Annotated in this window: 11 protein-coding genes; 6 read left to right on the top strand and 5 right to left on the bottom strand. The window is 64.1% G+C overall.

The features are described 5' to 3' along the window. Positions 1-6: 6 nt before the first annotated feature. From BcanWU425_RS09440 to BcanWU425_RS09455, 4 genes are all read left to right on the top strand, one after another. The gene (locus tag BcanWU425_RS09440; protein ID WP_204512172.1) at positions 7-1,830 is read left to right on the top strand and encodes an ABC transporter permease; all 1,824 of its coding nucleotides are present in this window, start codon (positions 7-9) and stop codon (positions 1,828-1,830) included. After that, entirely contained in the window at positions 1,830-2,672 is an 843-nt protein-coding gene (locus tag BcanWU425_RS09445; protein ID WP_018453942.1) for an ABC transporter ATP-binding protein, read from the top strand. Before BcanWU425_RS09440 ends, BcanWU425_RS09445 begins: the two co-directional genes overlap by 1 nt. Next, a complete protein-coding gene (locus BcanWU425_RS09450) occupies positions 2,669-3,409 on the top strand; it encodes an ABC transporter ATP-binding protein (protein WP_204512171.1) in 741 nt (246 codons plus the stop codon). The genes BcanWU425_RS09445 and BcanWU425_RS09450 overlap by 4 nt, the downstream gene beginning before the upstream one ends. 239 nt (positions 3,410-3,648) lie before the next feature. Next, positions 3,649-4,725, top strand: a complete 1,077-nt coding sequence (locus BcanWU425_RS09455) for a HoxN/HupN/NixA family nickel/cobalt transporter (protein WP_409363677.1) — start codon at positions 3,649-3,651, stop codon at positions 4,723-4,725. Positions 4,726-4,738: 13 nt separating this feature from the next. On the opposite strand, the gene BcanWU425_RS09460 is transcribed toward BcanWU425_RS09455, so the two are convergent. The 3 genes from BcanWU425_RS09460 to BcanWU425_RS09465 all read right to left on the bottom strand — a co-directional run bounded on the left by BcanWU425_RS09460 (position 4,739) and on the right by BcanWU425_RS09465 (position 7,568). Further along, positions 4,739-6,241 carry an ATP-binding protein gene (locus BcanWU425_RS09460; RefSeq protein ID WP_204512170.1) on the bottom strand — a complete coding sequence of 501 codons (1,503 nt, stop codon included), beginning with the start codon at positions 6,239-6,241 and terminating at the stop codon, positions 4,739-4,741. A 38-nt stretch (positions 6,242-6,279) separates the two neighbouring features. Continuing rightward, entirely contained in the window at positions 6,280-6,402 is a 123-nt protein-coding gene (locus tag BcanWU425_RS37390) for a hypothetical protein (RefSeq protein ID WP_268738936.1), read from the bottom strand. A gap of 101 nt (positions 6,403-6,503) precedes the next feature. Next, entirely contained in the window at positions 6,504-7,568 is a 1,065-nt protein-coding gene (locus BcanWU425_RS09465) for a ketopantoate reductase family protein (RefSeq protein WP_007595931.1), read from the bottom strand. Positions 7,569-8,421: 853 nt separating this feature from the next. Between BcanWU425_RS09465 and BcanWU425_RS09470 the strand changes: the two genes are divergently transcribed. After that, positions 8,422-9,504, top strand: a complete 1,083-nt coding sequence (locus tag BcanWU425_RS09470; RefSeq protein ID WP_204512169.1) for an alpha/beta hydrolase — start codon at positions 8,422-8,424, stop codon at positions 9,502-9,504. A gap of 97 nt (positions 9,505-9,601) precedes the next feature. On the opposite strand, the gene BcanWU425_RS09475 is transcribed toward BcanWU425_RS09470, so the two are convergent. After that, positions 9,602-10,081 carry a MarR family winged helix-turn-helix transcriptional regulator gene (locus BcanWU425_RS09475; protein ID WP_085357570.1) on the bottom strand — a complete coding sequence of 160 codons (480 nt, stop codon included), beginning with the start codon at positions 10,079-10,081 and terminating at the stop codon, positions 9,602-9,604. Positions 10,082-10,586: 505 nt separating this feature from the next. Between BcanWU425_RS09475 and BcanWU425_RS09480 the strand changes: the two genes are divergently transcribed. Next, positions 10,587-12,161, top strand: coding sequence for a porin (locus BcanWU425_RS09480; protein ID WP_085357572.1), 1,575 nt, complete (start codon positions 10,587-10,589; stop codon positions 12,159-12,161). A gap of 1,357 nt (positions 12,162-13,518) precedes the next feature. On the opposite strand, the gene BcanWU425_RS09485 is transcribed toward BcanWU425_RS09480, so the two are convergent. Further along, positions 13,519-14,154, bottom strand: a complete 636-nt coding sequence (locus BcanWU425_RS09485) for a MarR family winged helix-turn-helix transcriptional regulator (RefSeq protein WP_204512168.1) — start codon at positions 14,152-14,154, stop codon at positions 13,519-13,521. Positions 14,155-14,547 lie beyond the last annotated feature (393 nt).

Genomic DNA, 14,547 nt, shown 5'->3' on the forward strand with positions numbered 1-14,547 from the left:
TCCTGCGTGTCTTCCTGGCTCGACTACACGATCAACGGGCTGATCGTCGGTAACGTCTACGCCCTCGTTGCGGTCGGGCTCGCGCTGATCTTCGGCGTCAGCCGGCTGATCAACTTTGCGCAAGGATCGATCTACCTCGTCGGCGCCTATATCGGCTGGGTCGCGGTGGTGCAGCTGCATACGCCACTGCCGCTCACCATCATCCTGGTCGCGGTGGCGGCGGCGCTGGTCGGCTTGATCATCGAGCGGTTCGGCCTGCGCCCGCTGCAGAACTCGGTGCGCATCGCACCGCTGCTGGCGACCATCGGCATCAGCTTCGTGCTCGATCAGCTCGTGATGCTGACTTTTTCGCCCAATCCGCGCGCATTGCCGAGCCAGTTGCCGGATGTCCGCTTCCAGATCGGCGGCGGCACGATCGGCCCGCTCGATCTGCTCATCGCCGGTGTCGGCCTCACCAGCGCGTTGCTGCTGTTCGTGTTCCTGCGCTACAGCAAGCTCGGCTGGGCCGTGCGTGCCACCGCGCAGGACCGCGACGCCGCGATGCAGATGGGCGTCGACGTCAACCGCGTCAATCAGGCCGTGTTCGGCATTGCGGCTGCGCTCGGCGGCGTCTCCGGCCTGCTGGTCGGTATGTACTATAACCAGATCGACACCGCGATGAGCCTGCAGGCGACGCTCAAGGGCGTCGTCGCCGAAGTCGTCGGCGGTGCCGGCAATGTGCCGGGTGCGGTGATCGGCAGCCTGCTGCTGGGATTGGTGGAGAGCTACGGCGTTGCCGTGTTCGGCACCAGCTACCGCAACCTGTTCGCGTTCCTGCTGCTGGTCGTGGTGCTCGTGCTGCGCCCGAACGGTCTGTTCGCCAGCGCGCGGCAGGCGCCGCCCGAGCCGCTCACCGGCACTTTCATCGCGCCGAGCCGCCCGGTCTGGATTCCGCGCTGGGCTCTGCTGATCGCTGCCGTCGTCTTCGCGATCCTGCCGCTGTTGCCCGTGTCGTTCTACGTGCTCCAGACCCTGATCAACGCCTGGCTGCTCGGCATGCTCGCGCTGAGCCTCACCCTTGTTGCAGGCACGATTGGTCAGGTCTCGCTGGGACACGCCGCGCTGCTCGCGATCGGCGCCTACACCTCCGCGCTGCTGTCGCTCACGTTCGCTGTCCCGGTCGGCCTTGCCATCATCGGCGGCGGCCTGATGAGTGCTGCGCTGGGCACGGCGCTGATCTCGCCGTCGTTCCGGCTGCGCGGACATTATGTGTCAATCGCGACGCTCGCGATCGGCGAGATCGTCTCGCTGGTGATCCTGAATTGGGAGAGCGTCACGCGCGGGCCGATCGGCATCTCCGGCATCCCGCCGCTGTCGCTGTTTGGCTATGAGCTGGTCAGCCCGATTTCGATCTACTGGTTCAGCTTCATCGTGATGGTCGTGCTGGCGCTGCTGCAGGGACGCCTGCTCGGCTCGCATCTCGGCCGCAGCTTTCGCGCCATCCGCGACGACGACATCGCCGCGCGGGCCTATGGCCTCAGCCTGAATCGCTACAAATCGCTGGCCTTCATCTTCGGCGGCTTTGCCGCGGGGGTCAGCGGCGGCATCGCCGCGCATCTCTATTCCTATATCAACCACGAGACCTTCAACACGCAGCAATCCATCCTGGCGCTGACCGTCGTCATCCTCGGCGGTCTCGGCAATGTCGTCGGGGCGATTCTCGGGGCGGTCGCGCTGGTCGGCCTGCCGGAAGTGTTCCGCATCGCGGCGGAGTATCGCATCCTGATCTACGGCATCGTGCTGCTGCTGCTGGTGCGGTTCAGGCCGCAGGGCCTTTTGGGGACGGTGTGATGATGGACGCACACACGGCGATGCTGTCCCTGCGCGGGCTGACGCGGCGCTTCGGCGGCCTCACCGCCGTCGACGCCATCGATCTCGATCTCGCCAAAGGCGAGCTGATCAGCATCATCGGCCCGAACGGGGCGGGCAAGACAACGCTGTTCAATCTCGTGACCGGGCTTGACCTTCCGGACGCCGGGACGGTTCGCTTCGAAGGTCAGGACATCACAGGTTTCTCGCCGGAACGGCTGGCGGCCGGAGGCATCGCGCGGACGTTCCAGCTCGGCCGCGTCTTCGGCAATCTCAGCGTGATGGACAACGTCCTGATCGGTGCGCATACGCGCTTGCGCGCGGTGAAACCGGCAGTGCCGGTGATCGGCCCGCTGCTGGAATTGGGTCTGGCGCTGCTGCGCCCCGCCAGCGTCAAGGCGGAGGAAGAGCGGCTGCGCGAGGAGGTGAAGGTCATTCTCGCGCGCTTCGGCGAGCGGTTGCTGCCGCGTATCGATCAGCCGGCCTACAGCCTCTCTTACGCCAACCGCCGCCGCGTCGAGATCGCGCGCGCGCTCGCCTTGAAGCCGCGCCTGCTGCTGCTGGACGAGCCGACCGCCGGCATGAATCCGACCGAGACCACGGAGATGCAGGGGCTCGTCGCCGAGCTGAAAGCCGAAGGGCTGACGATCTTGCTGATCGAGCACAAGCTCGAAATGGTGATGCGCCTCTCCGATCGCGTCATCGTCATGGACGAGGGCAAGAAAATCGCGGAAGGCCCGGGCGAAGCGGTGCGCGGTGATCCCAAGGTGATCGAGGCCTATCTCGGCCACGGCCTGACGACGAAGCAGGAGAGCGCGGCATGACGAACCCGCCTCCCGATGCGCTGCTCGCGATCACCGACGTCAATACCTTCTATGGTCAGGCCCAGGTGCATTTCGACCTGTCGATATCAGTTCTGCGCGGCCACATCGTCTGCCTGCTCGGCGGCAATGCCAGCGGCAAATCGACCACGATGAAGATCATTCTAGGCCTCGTGAAGCCGCGCTCGGGCGACGTGACGTTCGACGGCACTTCGCTACTGGGACTTACCACGCCGCAGATCGTCCGCCGCGGCATCGGCTCGGTGCCGGAGGCACGGCGGCTGTTCGCCGACATGAGCGTCCGCGAGAACATTTTGATGGGCGCCTTCGTGCGCGACGACCGCGAGGCGATCGCGCAGGATCTCGACAAGATGCTCACGCTGTTCCCGAAGCTCGGCCAACGGCTGTCGCAGCGCGCCGGCTCGCTCTCGGGCGGCGAGCAGCAGATGGTCGCGATGGCGCGGGCGCTGATGAGCCGTCCCCGGATGATCGTGATGGACGAGCCGACCATGGGCCTGTCGCCGCTTTACGTCGACCGCGTGCTGGAGCTGATCCGCACCATCAACCAGGAGGGCGTCTCGGTCTTCATGGTCGAGCAGAACGCCAGCCTCGCGCTCGAGATCGCGCACGAGGCCTATGTGCTCCAGACCGGCAAGATCGTTCTCTCCGGCTCCGCCCGCGCGCTGAAGGACGATCCCCGCATCCGCGATGCCTATCTCGGCGGCTCCGAGGCGGCGTAGCGCCATCTCGGCCTGCATGGTTCGAGACGCCCGCCCTCGGCGGGCGCCTCACCATGAGGGTCTGGCAACCTCGCGGCGAAGCAAGACCTCATCCTAAAGGAGCCCGCGCAGCGGGCGTCCCGAAGGACGCCGCAAGCACTGCTGCAGAACCGTGCCGCCCCTCCGGGATTGCACTGGTCAGTATGACCACCTTATGAAAAGATCATACCGCTCGTGCGATGGATCGTGCAGCGGACGGAATGATTGGCGTGACGAAATTATCTTTGCGGGCGGTCGATCCCGGAATGATGCTGCTGTTCGGCGGGTTGATCGCGGCCAACATCGCGGCGTGGGCTTGGGCGTTCGCGGCGTTCGGTGACCGGCCGACGGTGATGGCGACCGCGCTGCTTGCCTGGGTGTTCGGCCTGCGCCACGCCGTCGATGCCGACCACATCGCGGCCATCGACAACGTCGTGCGCAAGCTGATGCAGGCCGGCGATGCGCCGCGCAGCGTTGGTCTCTATTTCGCGCTTGGTCATTCCACCGTGGTTGTGGTCGCGACCATGCTGCTCGCGCTGGGCTTGGTGAGCCTTGGCGGCGACAGCCTGCTCAAGGACGTCGGCGGCTTCATCGGCACGTCGGTGTCGGCGCTGTTCCTGCTGGTGATCGCGGCCATCAACCTGGTCATCTTCGCCGGCCTGTGGCGGACGTTCCGGATCGCGCGCGCGCAAGGCATTCACGACGCCGCGCAGCTTGATGCGCTGCTCGCCAGCCGCGGATTGCTGGCGCGGCTGCTCGGCCCGATGTTCCGCCTGGTGACCAAGCCGGCGCATATGTACCCGCTCGGCTTCCTGTTCGGCCTCGGCTTCGACACCGCCACCGAGATCGGCCTGCTCAGCATCTCCGCCAGCGAATACGCGCTTGGTGCATCGCTGGCCGACGTCATGGTCTTTCCCGCGCTGTTCGCATCAGGCATGGCGCTGGTCGATACCGCCGATTCCGCGCTGATGGTCAGCGCTTATCGTTGGGCCTTCGTCGATCCCTTACGGAAGCTCTGGTACAACCTCACGATCACCGGTGCCTCGGTCGCGGTGGCGCTGTTCATCGGCGGCATTGAGGCGCTTGGCCTGATCGGGGATCGGCTCGGCCTGTCTGGCGGTGTGTGGACGCTGGTCGACGGCCTCAACGATTCACTCGCGAACGTCGGCTTCGCCGTGGTCGCGCTATTCGCGATTGCATGGCTGGTTTCGGTCATGCTCTATCGCAGGCTATTCGCGCTCGAGCGGCGGCGCACGCCCGATGTGCTGGTGGGCGCCGATGCTACCGAGACAGCGTGAGTCAATCGTGGGCTCAAGCCGAAGCTGCGCTCTCCGCCGGCAGGTCGTCGGCATTGGGATCGCCCGGCGCGGTGGCCCACGCCAATTCCACCAGCGTCACGAACCTGCGGCCGGCGCCGTCGAGCTGGCAGACGATCAGGCCCTGCTCTTCCATGTAGCCGAGCAGGCGCTGAGCCCGGCGCAGCGAATGCGAGCCGTAGGCGCGGGCGATCGCGGCGTCGCCGGGGCAGGGCCAGCCTTCTTTCGCCGCGCGCGCGATCATCATGAACACGCCTTGCATGTCGTCGGGCAGGATCGAGGCGCGCAGCGACACGTCCTGCCAGGCGTCGTCCTCGGCATGCTCGGCGCCGAGCCCGGCGCGTGCGCGTGTCAGCATGCGGCGGAATTCGGTGAGGTCGGGCACCGCCGAGCCGAGTCCCTCGATGCGGCAGCGAACCACAAACTCCTGGTACAGCACGCCGACCGCGCGGAAACCGGCATCGGGCACGGCCAGCACGGCACGAAGGGTCCGATCCACGCGCTCGCGCCGTTCGGCGAGCTCTTCGGCACTGACGGGGACCTCGATCATTTCGGGCCCGATCTCCGGTGCCGCAGCCTTCGCGGCGCGGAGCTGCTCGAGCAGATCGGGCGCGGGCCGGCGCTGCGGCCGGCTGGCATCGGGCGGCGGCGCGGCCAGGATCACGGCGCGCATATTCTCGAGTGAGGTTTCGGGCATCGGCATCAGCCGCGGCGTGGAATTGCGCGGCTGGGTTTCGGTTGCGCCGATATTCAAACGCAGGGGGCGTCGCGACAGCGCGGGGCCGAGCGCCATGAATTGTCCGCGTTCGAGATCGCGAAACGATTCGGCCTGCCGCCGCTCCATGCCGAGCAGGTCGGCGGCGCGCGCCATGTCGATGTCGAGGAAAGTGCGGCCCATCAGGAAGTTGGACGCTTCCGCCGCGACGTTTTTGGCGAGCTTCGCCAGCCGCTGGGTCGCGATGATCCCGGCAAGCCCGCGCTTGCGGCCGCGGCACATCAGATTGGTCATCGCGCCGAGCGAAAGCTTTCGCGCTTCGTCAGAGACTTCGCCCGCGACCGCAGGCGCAAACAGCTGCGCCTCGTCGACCACCACCAGCATCGGGTACCAATGGTCCCGGTCCACGTCGAACAGTCCGCCGAGGAAGGCCGCGGCGCGGCGCATCTGGTTCTCGGCATCGAGCCCTTCGAGGTTGAGCACGGTGGAGACGCGATGCAGCCGCGCGCGCTCGCCGGCAACCTGAAGGCCGCGTTCGGTGTGATCCTCGGCCTCGATCACGAGATGGCCGAAATGCTCCGCCAGGGAGACGAAATCGCCTTCGGGATCGATGATGGCCTGCTGCACCCAGGGCGCGCTCTGCTCCAGCAGCCGCCGCAGCAGATGTGATTTTCCGGAACCCGAATTGCCTTGCACCAGGAGGCGGGTCGCCAGCAGTTCCTCGAGGTCCATGGCCGCCGCGGCGCCCGCCGTGGTCTGCCCCATCTCGATCGCAACCGTCATGCCCGACTCAAGTCCCATCATTCGCGGACAGGGGCTTATCAATCCGGCCACGGCGCGTCGAGCGCCATGGCGAGAATCATGCGTTGTTGCCCACGGCGGAGTTCAGGCGTGATTCGATTGCCGTAGAAGTGCGGGCCGATAGGGGGCTTGCGGATCGTCATCCTGGGGTATCGCTTGCGCGAGTTCCCCCGCTGATGTGCGAAACCGCCATTGCGCCGTGCGCTCGGCATGCGCCCCGTCAATGAGGGGTCCGCGAAGCCCGTTACAGCGCGCCCGATCCGCCCTGCACGATCTTCTCGTTGAGCTTCAGGTCCACGGTCTCGACGGTGCGGTCGATCTCTGCATTGGGCGCGCCGAGCTGATGCGAGATCAGCTTGACCAGCAGGTCGACGCGCTCGATGAAGGGTGCGCCGCCGGCCACCGCGCGCGCGGCCGATGACGGCTTCAGCAGGCTCTCGGCAGCCTTGGCGTATTTCGCGAACGGCACCTGGTCCTGCGGATCGGCGCCGAGGCGCCGGGCGATGGCGTCGACATGCTCGTAGATCGTCTGCGAGCGCGCGAGATCACCGTGCACGGCATCGCGGATCGACTGCGGCTCGTGCGGCGTGATGCAGCGGTAGTTGCCAGTCAGCAGCATCGACCATTTGGCCAGCGGCACGAACAGGGAATCGAACACCTTCAGCTTCACCGGCACGTCGTGGCCGTCGAGGGTCACCGCGTCGATGTCGGCTTCGAGCTCGCGCAGCACCTTGTTGTGCTTCTCGTCGGCGAACACGGATGCCTTGAAATTCGTGGGCAGACCGACGTGCAGCACGTTCGCAGCCTCTTCCGGCGGACGGAATGCCTGCGGGTCGGGCGAGCACAGGGTCACCAGCCCCGGCTCGAAGCGCTCCCACACCTGCGCATTGGTGTAGGCCTCCTCGAGATCCATGTCTGCGAGCGAGGGGATCCGCTTCAGATAGGGCAGCGGCGGCATGTTCATGATCGAGAGGCACGGCAGCTTCGCCGCGGCGATCCTGACCATGAGAACGCGCACCGTGTGGTTGGTGTATTGCGGCTCCTGCATTGCAAGGCCGACCATGTCGTAACGGGACAGGTCCACATTGGCCGGCGTCACGGCGTCGAGCTTGCCGGGCAGGTCGCGCGAGAAGATGGCGCGGTGAACCGCCTCGTCACGCAACTTGATGCGCACCTCGGTCCCCTCGCGGTTGATCAGCTCCGCGGTCTTGGCGCGGCAGACCAGGGTCACATTGTGCCCCGCCATCAGCAGCTTCGTGCCCAGCAGGGAGCCGTAGGAAGCCCCGAGAATCAGGATGTTACGCGCCATGTCTCGTCCCTTTGACAATTGGTGATTTTTGGGCCCCGGCCGTCAGCCGCGGGCGAGTTTGGCGGGCATGTAAGGCAAAGTGCGTGGGGATGGCAACTGGGATAATGGATACAAGGCGCGGATCAGCGGGCGGCCCGGCGTGTTGCTTGACGCCGAAAGCAAGACGACGCCAAACCGGCGGCGGTTGTGCAGGGTCGTTGAGTTGCTCAAATAACTGGCTTACCGAAGTAAGAAATGTTGCACATCTCGATCGCCCAAGCTCTCCCAGAACGCGATCATACCTCGTCACGTCTCGCGCGCCGGGTGCGGATGAGCGACTTCGAGGATTTTGTCGCGCCGGTTTTCCTGCGACATTGACTAGCGGAAAGTCCTTTGTCGAAGGCCGTCGGCATCGATCAGGCGGTAACCCGCCGCATTTTTATCGCTGGCGTGATTGGTGGCGCGCCGGATCGGCGTCATGAGGAATCATGATGGAAGCCGACACAGGCGATGCCTTCTCCCTCGTTAAATGAGCTCCAATTTTAGTCGTCCACCGCAACAAAAAACTGCAAACGCGGGACAGCAAAGAATGGCAGAGTGGTGCGGGGCCTAAACTGTGTATCAGCAACGGAGCTGAGACGTGACGATTGAGTTGGAGTCGGCGTGCGACTTGTTTTGCGACCGGTTCGTTCGGACTGCAGTCCGTCCGGTCCAGTGCCCCCGCCCGCGAAGGGAAAACGGAACGATCATCGGGACGGCAGACGCAAGCGCGATCACGCACGCGTGACGTCGCATCGAGCAGACATGCAGGGCGTTGCGCTGACGGCGCTGCGCCGAGTCCAAGCAACCGCCGACGCGCCGTTCGGGGACGGACATGGAAGATGATCATTGGCCTCACGGCACGTGCGACGGCGCCGGTCGAAGCCTGGCGTGCTTGCGAAAACGCGCGTCCCATTTTTTCGAAAGCTTGTCCGTTGCGGAACTCGTGCGCGAGGCGCACAGGCATCGGTGGATTTCGGAGTGGTTGAGGATCTCAGGCGAGTACCGGATATTCGCCGAATCGGCGCGCGTAACCAGTTCAGCTCAGATCGCGCGGGAAGCGTGGCTGTGCTCGCTGACGGCCCTTGAAGTCGCGAGGAACCTGTCTTGGCCCGGAGATCCCGGGGGTACCGACCTCGTAGACAAGGTCAGACTCTGCCTGAGGGGCTTCGAGGAGGACGCCGGTTCGGCGATCGAGCGTGTGGAGATCGACTGCTTTGATCAAGGCTCGCTTGCGGGCTACTTTCTGCCGGCGTTCCCCGATCGGTCTTTCGCACCCGCGGTTATCTGCGTCAGCGACGAGGACATCACCCTCGGCTCGATGATGAGCAGGCTGTTGCCGGCTTCAGGGCGACGGAACGTGTCACTCCTGCTCGTTGATGCTGGCGATTCATCCGGTCGTAGCCCCTTCAAGCCGGCGCATATTCTTCAATGCTGGCTGGATTACCTGGAAGCTCGTCCGGACGTCGATTCGCAGCAGATCGCGGTCTACGGCGAGGGGGCGGCCGCCAGTCACGCATCCCGTCTTGCCCTCCTGGATCGCAGAATGGCTGCCGCCGTGTGCGACGGCGGCATTGCGACGCCGGTCATGCGCCGGGCATCGCTGCGCTGGATGATCGGCGTCGAGCAGGCGGTCCGTGACGGGCCCTCGACGGGTTCGTTGCTGCCGTTGTGTCGGATACCTTGCCCGCTTCTGATGGTCGTCGGCAGCCGCTCAATGGTTTGGGAGGAGGATGCTCTCGAACTGCAAGCCGGCTATCGGCAGGCCGGAGCCGATTGCGCGACCGTCGTGCCGAACTGCATTCCGTACCCTCTGGGCGAGGTCGAGAATTTCATCGCGGTGGACGATTTCATTTTCGAATGGCTCGACAGCAAACTTGGAATTGCCCGCCAGCTGGATTCCGTGACCTACCTCTAAGGCGCCAAGAGATTGGGGGAAGGCGAGAAAAGATTGGGAAGGCGAGGAGAGATTGGGGATGAATCGAGGCGCGCGTTCCGCGCCTGACGTCAGGGAGTCAGGAAGCGTCGATGGCCAGCAACCGTGCGGCCAGCCGGGCATTCTTGGCAATCGTTGCGAGCGCGGCATTCAGATCGGCCAAGGTCTTCTCGTCGAGCTCGTTGAACATGGTCGAGTTCAAGGCGAGCTTTCTCTTCGACAGTTTTTCGATCTCCGTCGTTGCTTTCGCCGTCAGCGACATCAGGACGTAGCGTGCGTCTTCTGCGGCCGGCCGTCGCGACAGGAAGCCGCCCTTTTCGAGACTCTTGGTCTGGTTGGTGACGAAGGCGGGGTGGACGCGCAGCTTGTTCGCGATGTCGATTCCCGCGACACCTCGCCCCTGGTCCAGTTCGGTGATGGCCATCAGGATCAGCCACTGCGGCTCGGTAATGCCCAGCAGTCCGGCCCAGCTGGTGTGGATGTCCTCCAGCTGGGAATGAATTTCGACGACGTTCCAGATGAAGTCCGTAATCGCCCTGTCGAGTTTCTTCTCGATCATGTGGCTCCCTTCCCCGTTTATCCCTTGCCTATCCTTAATGGGATATCTTGGAAGCGTCTCGAAAATCGCGCGCCGACCAAAGGGGAGATACCGCGCGGAAGAAATCGTAGGCTCACTTATTACTTGCAAAGAACAATTAATTTTATTATCGACTATCGCGCTCTATTTCGCTGCTCTTGACCCACGCGACGGACAGCGATGCGAGACCTCCAAGAAGCCCTCGGGATGCCCCCCGAGGGCTTTTCTGGTCTTTCTATAGTGATCTTCCGGGGTGATGTCGCGCTGTTGCCCTCAAGCCACATCGCGACCCGAAGTGTCGATTCATCAAAGCAATAAATTGAGACCATTGTTTTTATAAACTATATGTGAAGCCGCGACGGAGGGGGCACCTCGCTGTCGTTTCAGTCCGAACCTTCGGTGCGGACCTGAATTGAACGGAAATTGAGAGGGTAAAGCGGCGTCCACCGAGGACCCGAGCCCCCTGAACCGACCTGGAGGTTTACTGATGAAGTTGACGAAGACACTCTTTCTCGGCTCGGCTGCCGGCCTGATGGCCGCCTCCGGGGCGTTCGCTGCCGATCTTCCCGTGAAGGCCAAGGCGGTCGAATACGTGAAGATCTGCTCGCTGTACGGCGCCGGTTTCTACTACATCCCCGGCACCGACACCTGCATCAAGCTGGGTGGTTACCTGCGTGCCGATGCGAACCTCAATACCAATTCGGACTTCAACCCGAACCAGAGCGGTGTTGCCGGTGCACGCAACCGCCTGATGAACTACTACACCTTCCGCGCTCGTGAAGACCTCAACATCGACACCCGCACCGCGACCGAATACGGCGTGGTCCGCACGTTCTTCGACGGCGTCTTTACCTGGACGACCGGCAACTATTCGGGCACCGGTTCGGCAACGGGTGGCACCCAGTACAGCGGTACGCTCGGTCTCAACGCTGCGGGCACAGGCCTCGTCGGTTCGGGTAGCGGCAACGTCAACGGCACCGACGGCAATACCTCGGCCGGTGCGCTCGGCGTATACTACGCCTTCATCCAGTTCGCCGGCTTCACGATGGGTAAGGCCGTGTCGCAGTTCGACGCGCCCTGGACCAACTATCCCGGCAACATCACCGACAACCTCGTCGGCGGCAGCGGCACCGTTACCGGCGTCACCCAGTTCACCTACACCGCCGACTTCGGCCAGGGCGTCACGGCATCGTTCTCCGCTGAAGATGCGACGGCCTACTATCAGGCCGGCAACCTCAACATGACCGGCGCGACCGCAGGTGGCATCATCGGCGGCTCATACGGCACCAACGCCCTCGGCGGCTCGCGTTCGCCGAACCTCGTCGGTCAGGTGCGTGTCGATCAGGCCTGGGGTCTCTTCCAGGCGTCAGTGGCTGCGCATGACAACCATGTCGCCTATTACGGCGCGACCGAAGCCACCGGCCATCCCGACGACAAGTGGGGTTGGGCGGTTCAGCTCGCTTTGTCGATCAAGAACATCCCGACCGGCGCGGGTGACACGATCAACATCCAGGGCGTCTACACCGACGGCGCGACCCGCTACAACTTCCAGAACCTGTCGGGCAGCAGCTACTCGCTGTTCGGTAGCTCGGGTGTTGCCTACCAGAGCGTTGGCTTCGCCAATGCTCCCGACACGGTGTACGTGACCGGTAGCTCGCAGGAAACCGTCAAGACCTGGGGCTTCCGTGGCGCTTACACCCACAACTGGGATCCCAACTGGAACTCCTCGCTGTACGGTGCTTACGCTCAGGCCCAGTTCGGCACGCTGGCCAAGACCACCATCTGCGGCGCCGGCGGCGGCGCCGGTGTGTTCGGAGCCCTGGCAGGTGTGACGGGTTGCAACCCGGACTTCGCGATCGGCCAGCTAGGTGTCGTCACCCGGTGGACCCCGGTCAAGAACCTGACCTTCTCGGCGGACGTGTCCTGGACCCATCTCGACCAGAAGTATTCTGGTACGGTTGGCGCCTCCCCGAGCGTCGCGACCGCCAAGCCGACCGCGGCCTACGAGCTGAAGGATCAGGACTCGGTCGCCATGATCCTCCGCGCTCAGCGCAACTGGTAAAATCTATCGAAACACATGAACGAACACCCGGCGGGAAACCGCCGGGTGTTTTTTTGCGCAAGGCAGATGATATAGGGCGGCGAAGCCCCGGTGCCCGGATGGAGCGCAAGCGTGATCCGGGGGCTGCTCGCGCTGCGTCCGGCACCTTCCCGGATCACGCTTCGCTTCATCCGGGCTACGGGACCGCGCCTGTGTCGCCCCCGTGTCAATCCGCTCTCACAAAAATATTCCGCTTTACCGAAATTCGGAAATGGCGTATGTGTCGTGCATCCCGGCTCATCCTTGAGGGGCGATCTTGTGGTCGTCATGTTCGCGAGCCGGGCTTGCGGTGGACGCGGCAGCGTTCGGGTGCGAGAGGCCAAGGGCAGGGCGGATTGCTCTCCGTGAGCCCAAGGCTGCGTTCCGACGAGCGGCGCTGCTAGGCTTCGTCTCGTCTGTAAGTTTCCGGCTCCGTCGATAGGGCTGGAAAAACTGCGGCGAAATGGCGAGCCGTGCGTACGGCAAAACCGTGTGGTCCCGGCCGTCGTTGCTACGGTCAAGCCCTGGCGAATGCGGCATCTGCGTCAACCGGCGCGGTGCCGGTGACTTTCGTTGGGACGAGGGAGGCCAGAACGAACTCGGCTCCCGGGAGAGCACGGCATAAGCCGTCCAACCATCGCGCAGGGAAGGCCGAGTGATTGGCTACACCTGTATGCTGCTGTGCGGTTTCCTTGCGCTACATTTTCGCGCAGCGGACCGCGGGTGCCAGCCGGCACCCGGTCTTCCCTGCGCCCTCTTGGCTTTGAGGGTGGAATGACCAGGCAAAGCTCGGGCGAAACGCCGCGAGGACGCGAAGGCGTGTCTACGGCTACACACTCCCTGTCATCGCCCGGCTTGACCGGGCGATCCAGTATTCCGAGACAGTTATGATTGAACCGAGAAGCCGCGGCGTACTGAATTCCCCGCTTTCATCGGGGAATGACAGTGGTGCTGGGAGGACGAAGCCGCCGCCTCATACTCCGTCATTGCGAGCGCAGCGAAGCAGAGTCTTACCGCGGAGAGACTCTGGATTGCTTCCGCCTTCGCTAAAGCTTCGGCGGACAAGTCGCTGCCCTCGCAATGACGATGTGGGGAGAATGTGCGCCACACTCCGTTCTCGTGCCCTGGACGCAGCGCAGCGCTTTTGCGGTGCGGCTGCAGAGCCGGGGCCCATCTCGCCGCATCACGCCGTGTCGCCCTGGTCCCGGTTCTGCGCAGCAGCGCCATAAGCGCGTTTACGCGCGTCTTCGACACGCTTTGCGCGTTGCAGCTTGTCCGGAACATGAGAGGCTCTGTGCGCCTTTCAGAGATCGCCACCGCGCGGAAATTTACGCGTGCCTCACCCCTGGTTCACCACGCGCGCGCGGTCGAGATGCTCCTCGATCTTGGGACGGTCGCGGGTGCGCTCGAAACTGGTGCAGAGCAGTTCAGTCTCCTCGAGCGAAACCGGGGCGCGATACAGCCGGCACATGAATTCGGCCGTTGCGCGTCCCTTGCCGGTACCCGGCCCGCGTTCGGCGAGAAACATGCAGTCCCGGCAGACGCTGGCATCGAGCCGCTGATTTGCCGCGTCGAGATGATTGAGGATCTCGCGCAGCGAATCGCGCAGCCTGACGCACTCGTCGGGTCCGAGCGCCGTGACCGCGTTCAGCACGTGATTGACCGGATCGTGCTGGCTCAGGCACTTCTCGCCCTGCGCAGTGACGTGCAGCACGACAGAACGCTTGTCTTCGTGCGACGGCTTTCGCACCAGGAAGGTCTTGCTCTCCAGCGTCTTCACAATCTGCGATGCAGTCGCCCTGGTGGCGCCGATGAAGCCGGCGAGCGCGGAGGGCGTGCGCGAAAACCTGTTGGCGCGGCCGAGAAAGCGCAGCGCCATCCATTCCCGATCGCGCAACCCATGCTGATCGCCTTCGAAATACCAAGCCCTCGCTGCCTGAACCAGCAGCTCCACGGCTTCTCTTGCCAATGGCATGAATTCCTACCTTGCCCCGGGAGTCACGTCTGCGGCGCTCCGGAGCCGCCTTCCGCCGTTGCGCACGAGCCGTTTGCGAGAAGCCGGACCACCGGCAATGTCCGACACATGCACCGTGCTCTTCTCTCGCGTGAAGGCACGGCCTGCCCGGCGCCCGACCTGGACTGATGAGCACTGCAAGCTATGGCGTGGGAGGCGGTGTTGCTGTGGATATGCCATTCGCGGCGTCGTCGCACGGGAGCCCGAATAGCCGTCGCCACCAGACGATGGATCGGAGTAGTTCAACCGAAGCCCCTAAGGTTCAAGTCACACGCAGACGTTTCTTATCTTCCGACGAAACGATGAATGACCTTCTCAACAAAATCAAGTAGAGACCATCTCGCAGACAGGATG

Origin of the sequence: Bradyrhizobium sp. WU425 (genome assembly GCF_021052305.1) — a bacterium.
In the GTDB taxonomy this organism is placed as follows: domain Bacteria; phylum Pseudomonadota; class Alphaproteobacteria; order Rhizobiales; family Xanthobacteraceae; genus Bradyrhizobium; species Bradyrhizobium canariense_D.